The 7,767-nt window shown below is 51.6% G+C and carries 5 protein-coding genes; 2 read left to right on the top strand and 3 right to left on the bottom strand.

The annotated features are described in order from the left end of the window. Nucleotides 1-142: 142 nt before the first annotated feature. The gene (locus tag H6F76_RS28590; RefSeq protein ID WP_190513468.1) at nucleotides 143-886 is read right to left on the bottom strand and encodes a M15 family metallopeptidase; all 744 of its coding nucleotides are present in this window, start codon (nucleotides 884-886) and stop codon (nucleotides 143-145) included. Between the two features lie 189 nt (nucleotides 887-1,075). On the opposite strand from H6F76_RS28590, the gene H6F76_RS28585 reads away from it, so the two are divergent. Together H6F76_RS28585 and H6F76_RS28580 are read left to right on the top strand one after the other, a co-directional pair. Further along, a complete protein-coding gene (locus H6F76_RS28585; RefSeq protein ID WP_190446931.1) occupies nucleotides 1,076-2,548 on the top strand; it encodes a TldD/PmbA family protein in 1,473 nt (490 codons plus the stop codon). A gap of 247 nt (nucleotides 2,549-2,795) precedes the next feature. Then, complete coding sequence (locus tag H6F76_RS28580; RefSeq protein ID WP_190513467.1) at nucleotides 2,796-4,136, top strand: TldD/PmbA family protein; 1,341 nt, start codon at nucleotides 2,796-2,798, stop codon at nucleotides 4,134-4,136. 56 nt (nucleotides 4,137-4,192) lie between these two features. On the opposite strand, the gene H6F76_RS28575 is transcribed toward H6F76_RS28580, so the two are convergent. Together H6F76_RS28575 and H6F76_RS28570 are read right to left on the bottom strand one after the other, a co-directional pair. Beyond that, a complete protein-coding gene (locus H6F76_RS28575) occupies nucleotides 4,193-5,188 on the bottom strand; it encodes a pentapeptide repeat-containing protein (RefSeq protein WP_190513465.1) in 996 nt (331 codons plus the stop codon). Nucleotides 5,189-5,346: 158 nt separating this feature from the next. Then, on the bottom strand, nucleotides 5,347-7,710 hold the full coding sequence (locus tag H6F76_RS28570; RefSeq protein WP_190513463.1) for an adenylate/guanylate cyclase domain-containing protein: 2,364 nt from the start codon (nucleotides 7,708-7,710) through the stop codon (nucleotides 5,347-5,349). Nucleotides 7,711-7,767 lie beyond the last annotated feature (57 nt).

Below are 7,767 nucleotides of genomic sequence, written 5' to 3'. Positions count from 1 at the left end.
GCAAAAAAGTGCTTCTAGACTAAGCATGAGGGCAAACCAGGCATGAGATTTTGCATTTTCAGCCTATCGGGTTTGCCCCTTTCTTGTCCCAGTTCTTATCCCGAACTCAGGTTAGAGCTATGAAGAGGGTGCTAAATCGGCTTTAGCGCACCGCTTCTACCGGGACATCTAGCACTGGAAATTGTGCCCACTTTGCTGCATCAAAGTGCCACCATTCTGTCTGTAAGGGTATAAACCCATGCTTAGTCATGGCATCTTTTAGCCGCTGACGGTTTTGCTTTGCCTGTGCGCTGGCACCGTTATAGTTTGTGGCTGCTTGCTCGGTAAAGTCATCGAAGCCAGTGGGCATGGTAAGTTCATTCCCCGTACGATCGACCAGCGTGACATCGACCGCAGACCCACGATTATGCCGAGAGCCTGTGGCAGGGTTGGCAACATAGCGATCGTCTGGGACGAGTTTCCACATTTGCTTTTGCACCGAGAGTGGGCGGTAGCAGTCATACATTTTTAGCCCCAAGCCGTCTGCTTCCAGATCTTTCTGCACCGCCGCTAGCTGCTCAGCGACGATCGCCCTTAGCAGGCAGCGCGGCTGTTTGTAGAGTCGTCGCCGCATAAAGTTATGGGTCGTTGCGTAACGCAGATCCAGACGAATCGCGGGATTAACCGAACGCAGATCCACTAACTGAGCGCTATTAGCAGTAGTCTTGTTTGGTTGAGGGGAAAGGGCTGTCGTTGGCGGTGCTATGACCCGAGGCGATGCTTTGAGAACGCTTGGCGTAGCGGTCGGGTCAGCAGCATTCGTTAAGTTTTGGCAAGCGACAGAAAGTGCTAGAAGCGCGATCGCAGCAAACTTGAGCCAGGATGGAATTTTGTTGGAGGCTTTCACGTCGCTAGCTTCCTATACGTAAGAGACAACACCAGTGTGCCCATGATGTGCAATGCGCCGACAAAATTTCTACAGCCCTTCTAGAATAGAAGTCTTAGACCTTGAACTTTTAGGATGGAAGTTTTGACACTTTCCAGAATAAAAGTTTTGAGACGTAAACCTGCTCCACGATCGCAGCCGAGGCTCACTATGCTTGCAACCCCGCTTCTTCGCTCTAGAGAATTGCCAACCCTGGACTATACTTCCACGCGCGATCGCTTCGATGCGACCTGGGAATCACCCCTATCAACGTTGCTAGGACTGGGACGGGCAGCAGGCGCAGATTTCGTCGAGTTCTTTCTAGAGCGGGTCAACTACATTAGCTGCCTCGCCGAAGATGATGCCATCACCAGCATTTCGCCGCGCCTTGCAACGGGGGCTGGCATCCGCGTTTTTCGGGGTCAAACCGATTGCTACGTTAGCACTAACGACCTCACCTTTTCTGGCTTAAAAGCTGCCCTCGAAAAAGGACTTTCGATTCTAGGCTTGCAGTTGCCTTCGCCCGGGGCATACATTCCTGAAATCAATTTGGAACCTCTGCGCGACTACGCCGTATTACGTGGCAAAGAATCCTGGCTCTCAGCCTCTAGCTCTATGCGCGAAATGGGCGAAGTGCTGCTCGATGCCAATGCTCGCCTGCAAGAAAAAGCCACTCATGTCCAATCCCGTCGTGCTGTCTACTTCCGCGATTGGCAAGAAGTGTTGGTTGCCTCCAGCGATGGCACCTTTGCTAGAGACATTCGCCTGACGCAATCTGTTGGCTACAACCTGCTCTGTGCTGATGGTGCCAACCGTGCCTCTATCGGTGAACGCGCAGGCAATACCAGTGATCCTAACTTCCTTCGCACCTGGGATTACACTGCGACTGCCGAAAGCGTTGCCGAATCGGCTGGCAGAATGCTCTACGCCGACTATGTAGAATCCGGTACCTACCCGATCATCATGGCAAACAAGTTTGGTGGCGTGATCTTCCATGAGGCTTGCGGTCACCTGCTAGAAACCACCCAGATCGAAAAACGCACCACGCCGTTTATGGATAAAAAGGGCGAAAAGATTGCCCACGAAAACCTGACTGCCTGGGATGAAGGACTTTCAACGGATGCGTTTGGCACGATCGACATGGACGACGAAGGCATGCCCGCCCAGCGCACACTCCTGATCGAAAAAGGAATTTTGAAGAATTTTATTGCCGATCGTGCGGGTTCCATTCGCACCGGACATCCCCGCACAGGCAGCGGGCGCCGTCAGAGCTATACCTACGCTGCTGCCTCTCGGATGCGGAACACCTACATTGCTCCTGGTGATTTCACCAACGAAGACCTGTTTGCCTCCATTGAAAAAGGCATTTACTGCAAAAAAATGGGTGGCGGCAGCGTCGGTGCTACCGGACAATTCAACTTCTCGGTGGACGAAGCCTACTTGATTGAAAACGGCAAAATTACTAAGCCACTTAAAGGTGCAACCCTGATCGGCGAAGCGAAGGAAATTATGAACAAAATTTCCATGTGCTCCAACGATTTAGATTTGGCAGCAGGCTTCTGCGGCTCCGTCAGCGGCAGCATCTATGTCACCGTTGGGCAACCCCACATCAAAGTCGATTCCATTACCGTTGGCGGACGGTAAATAAGAAGTGAGATAAGGGCTAGCAAGTGAAGAGCTGAAAGTTAGAAGCTTCAACTTTTTATTCGTTAGTCCTTTCTTAGTCTGGGAACAACGTTAGAGATACACCTCTGGCTAAATCTCTAAAAGAAGATGCTTCACAATACCCGCTTGCACGCTATGCAGAAGGATTGGCTCGAAGGTCATTAATCAAGTTGAGATAGTTGTTCGGGCAATTACATTGTCATTAAGGTCTGTAAGAGAGAAATATATGCCAACCATCAACGAACTAGCGACACAGGCAAAAGAAGCTGCCGATCGCCTGGGAATCTACAAATTCGACATTTACGGCTCTACCGTGGATGAGAGCAGCGCCAAAGTTGATCAGGGCAAACCCGATCAGGTGAAAGCCTCAAACCGTTCCAGCGTCACTGTGCGCGTGTGGAATGATGACCAGACGATGGGCATTACCTCGACCACAGACGTTGATCCGGTTGGGTTAGCACTTGCGCTGAAGACGGCGTATGAAGCCAGTTTCTTTGGCGTAAAAGAAAACGTCCCCGACTTTAGCCCGGCAGCAACGGCTCCTCTTGCACGTGAGTTTGCCGAGAAAGCGCCCCAGGCTCCTATTTCAGACCTGTTGGAAAAGCTGATTACAGCAGAGAAGGCATTAACTGAGGCACATCCGGCGATCGCCTCCGTCCCCTACAATGGGCTTGCCCAGCGCGACATTGATCACTTCTACCTCAACAGCGATGGTGCTCTGCGAACAGAAGCTTACTCCACCACATCGCTGTATCTCTACACCAAAACGGAAGCAGATGGCAAAAAGCCTCGCAGTGCAGGCGCATTCCGCATCAGCCGTGGCTTAGACACTCTGGATGTTGATGGCTGCCTCAAGGAAACGGTTGAAAAAACCATTAGCCACCTTGACTACCAGAAGATTCCTACCGGGAAGTATCGCGTTGTCTTCTCACCGGAGGCATTTCTGAGTCTATTAGGTGCGTTCTCGAATTTGTTCAATGCTCAAAGCATTCTTGACAATCAGAGCCTCTCAAAACCGGAATCGCTAGGCACTCAAATTGCTTCGCCCTTGCTGTCAGTTGCGGATGATGCGCTGCATCCAGATAATGTGGCGATCGCCACCTTTGATGGTGAAGGCACACCCACCCAACGTATTCCCCTCATTAGTGATGGCATTTTGGTCAACTTCCTTCATAGCGCTGGCACTGCTAAACGGTTTAACACCGACCCCACTGGGCACGCCAATATGGGTGCAAAAGTGACTGTTAGCCCGCACTTCTATCACGTCTTTACTAGCAAACAAACGGAACAAGCTTACAGCCTGGATACGGCTGAAAATGTCGTCCTTATCGATGACTTACATGCCCTCCATGCTGGAGTTAAAGCGCTTCAGGGTTCCTTCTCGCTGCCGTTTGATGGTTGGCTGGTAAATCAGGGTGAGCGTACTAGCATTGAATCTGCTACCGTCGCTGGTGACTTTCTGGAGCTACTTAATGCGATCGTCTACGTAGAGCCAGAACCACACCTTACTCCTGGCGGCGTTTGTCCCTATGTTTGGGTCGGAGAACTGTCTATCACAGGCGAGTAGCTGCGTTGTGAGCGATTGTGGTTAGTTCTTCGTGAAAGGAACAGCTAACTAACCGCTTAATCCTGTATTGAGCCGTCGGGCATAGTTGCGCCCTGGAGGTTTGCGCCTCTGAGATTAGCGCTGCTAAGTTCAGCTTTTGCCAGGTTAGCGTTAGTCAGGTTGGCATCGCGGAGATCAGCACGACCGAGGTAGGCTTCAATGAGGTTTGCGTCGGTCAAATCAACGCTCTGTAGAGTGGTGCGGCTCATAGTTGCCCGATTGAGCCGCGATCGACACATAATTGCCTGAGCAAGGTTGGCTTTGCTCAGGTTGGCATCGGTCAGGTTGGCATCGGTCAGGTTGACGTTTTTGAGCGTTGCTTCGGTGAGGTTAGCGCGTTCTAGTTTGGCGCTAACCATGTTTGCCTGACTCAAATCAGCTTCCGTCAAAATGGCGTCCGTCAGAAAGCTACTTTGCAGCGTTGCTCCAATCAAGTTTGCTTCAGTAAGATTGGCTTCTCGCAAACTGGTTTCGATAAGGTTGGCACGACGCAGATCAGCTTTAGTTAAATCAGCTCCGTTGAGGTTTGCACCGCGCAGATCGGCATTACGAAGGTCAACACCGCGCAGGTTTGCACCTTCATAGCAGCGTTTTTCGTAGCGCAGGTTAGCTCCGCGCAGGCAGGCTCCGCGTAGATTAGCGCTGCCAAGGTTAACGCTCCGCATGTCGGCGCTGATCAGGTTGGCATCGAGCAGTATTGCTAGGGTGATGTCGGCACCGCGCAGATCGGCTCCGTAGAGGATGGCACCATGCAAGTCGGCATCGCGCAGGTTGGCGTTAATCAGGTCGGCTTGACTCAGGTTGGCTCCGCTGAGATGGGTTCCCGCCAAGTTAGCTTTGCTCAGGTTGGCGCGGTTAAGGTATGCCAGGACAAGATTTGCGCCACGTAGATCGGTGCCTGTAAGGTCTGCGCCAATGAGATCGGCTCCGCCTAAATCTGCACCACAAAGATTTTCGCCCCGAAAGTCAGTTTCGCCTGCCTGGTAGCGTTGCAGTAGCTCGATCGCGTCCATGATGGGTTTAGCCTATGGCGGTTATTGCATTATGTGTCGTTAGAAGTGGTAGTTAGGCTTCAACACGACAACACCTTTGTTTAGTATGCCCGCAAGCGTTAGGACTAATGAGTTTAAGCCTGGTTGATGAGGCACAGTTGCCTAAACCGTTGACTGCGTTAATCCAGCGCTGAACGCAAGGACGTTGCTGCATCTTCGGGGTCGGTTTTGGTTTCAGCGATCGCCGTTGGAGCCAGGGGATCATCGGTGGCATTGTCAGTGGACAGAGACTCCTGCATGATGGCTGTTGGTTCGGCGGTTGGTGGCACCAGTTGACATGTGTAATCGTCTTCGTCAGCGATGCTAGCAAATTCCAGGGTGGTTTCCTCGAAGTCGTCAAGTTTAAGCTGTGTTGGTTCGTCAGGCGAAAGCGGCAACCGCGCAGCGTTATTGTACAGGTAAAAGGAACGTAGACATTTGATGATGGCTTCGGCAGTTTGCACAGTCTGTGCTGGCTCTGGCGATCGTCGTGCTGCCGTAAATAGGCACGCTTCTAGATCGGTGTAGGTTTTGCAGATACCCAAAAGACGGCGGAGCAAGCTATCGAGGTCATGCTGTTTTAGATCGCTCCAATCCTGGTTCGTAAAACCGAAGTCTTCATACAGGGCAGAGAACAGCAAGATTTTTGCCTGCAATGGGTTCGCATACTTCATAATGCCAAGTCGAAAATCGAATAGGCTGAGTGGTGCGTCTTGCGACGATCGAGGTGGTTCAGGTTTGATGGGCGATCGCTTCTCCTCTGGCACTGCGATCGCTTTTAACTCCTCCTGCTGGGGGGTAGCAACAGTGGGCGACGCTGGAGGTGGCTCTATTTCCTGGTAGCCGGGGTAAAGCCTGCCCAAGCTGGTAACGATCGTTTGGGCGATCTCACGATACTCCTCTTGTTTGTTCAGCGTTTTGACCACTGCCTCAATCGCCGCCTCAAGCTGGGAACTTGTGCGTGTAAGCTGATGGACTTCCTGAATTAAGCTTTCTAGGTTCAGCCCTTCTAGTTTGGCAACATCGCTTTCCCATTGACGATAGCAAACATAAAACAGCAGCTTTTTAATCCGTAGCAGGTTTGGCTCTGGCTCCAAATTTTGAGCAATGGCAACATAAAGCGCTGAGGCATCCGCTGATGGTGGGTTGATTGATAGTGGTGACTCGATTGCTGGCGGAGGGGCGGCGATCGGTGCATCCTCTAAAGGCGCAACTGTTTTAGCTTGTGGGGAGGGATCGATCAACACTGAGGCAGGCGTCGGTGCCTGCTCAGATACACTATCAGGCACCGACGCCTGATCAGACACAATATAAAGCCGTTGAAGCTTGCTGACTAAGGCGTTGGCAACGAGGGCATATTCTGCTTGTTTACTAAGGGTTTGAACACAGCTATTGGTAGCGATTGTCAGGCGCTCTAGCGTTGGCATTGACTGATGCAGTTCGGCAATCAAGTCTTGCAGGCGCAACCCGTCCAGCTTATTCTGATCTGTTTCCCAAACACGTCTACACACATAAAAAGCAAGTTTTTTTATGCGTGACCCATTCCCTGTCGCTTCTAGTTCAACAGCAAGCTGTTCGTAGAGAGCATTGACCGCGTGGGGCGATGGCTGTGGCTCTGCTGCAAGGTCATAGGAAGTTGGATCGTCGTCGTGGTTGTGTTCAACGGGGTAAAGCCGACTAAGTTCTTTGACCAGAATATTCGCGATCAGGGAATATTCGGCTGGTTTGCTAAGTGTGCGGACTGCTGCATCTAGAAAAAGCCGCAGTCGCTCTGGGGTTGGTGCCAGCAGCATCACTTCTTGAATCTGGTCAGAAAGGCTGAGTAAATTCAGCTTGTTGTGATCGCTTTCCCATCTATTTTTGCAGGCGTAGAACAGTAGTTTTTTCACACGCAGCACGTTACGGCTTTGCTCTAGATTACGGATAGTAACCGAGTGCGGGTTCAAAACCTGTGATTCTGGCGACATCAAAATGCGGTAGACAGGCACAACCTCGCGGATGTTTTTCAGTTCACGCGGTCCGAGGTAATCACTGTCAACGTGCAGGCTGGCTTTAATGACATCAAAAACTGTCTGTGAGATGCAGATGCCGCCTGGGTCTGCCTCTGTTTGCAAACGTGCCGCAATGTTAACGCCATTGCCCATTACGTCTGTGTCGGTGATGAACATATCGGCTAAGTGAATGCCAATGCGATGTTCTAGCGCATCTTCAGGCGGCAGATCGATCGCCCTTTCTGTGATGCTTCTTTGGATCTCCATCGCGCACTCAACTGCTTTCACCGCGCTGGTGAAGCACATGAGCAAACCGTCCCCTGTGGATTTCAGGACTCGCCCTTCATACCGCCCACAGAGCTGTTTCATAAACTTGAGATCACGGCGGATCAGGTCAAGTGTATGGTCTTCGTCTACTGACATTCTGGCGCTGAAGCCAACGCAGTCTGTGAAGACAACGGTTGCAAGTGTGCGCTGCCCCCTCATTTCTGATGTCAGTAAATTGTTGTCCATGAATGTTGACTAGCAAGGGGGCGCAGACCGCAGGGGGCAGCCGTAGGCGGCATCAAG

Source organism: Leptolyngbya sp. FACHB-321 (assembly GCF_014695975.1).
Classification (GTDB): domain Bacteria; phylum Cyanobacteriota; class Cyanobacteriia; order Leptolyngbyales; family Leptolyngbyaceae; genus Stenomitos.
The sequence above is the reverse complement of the archived record's forward strand: the minus strand, read 5'-3'. Positions and strand labels throughout refer to the sequence as shown.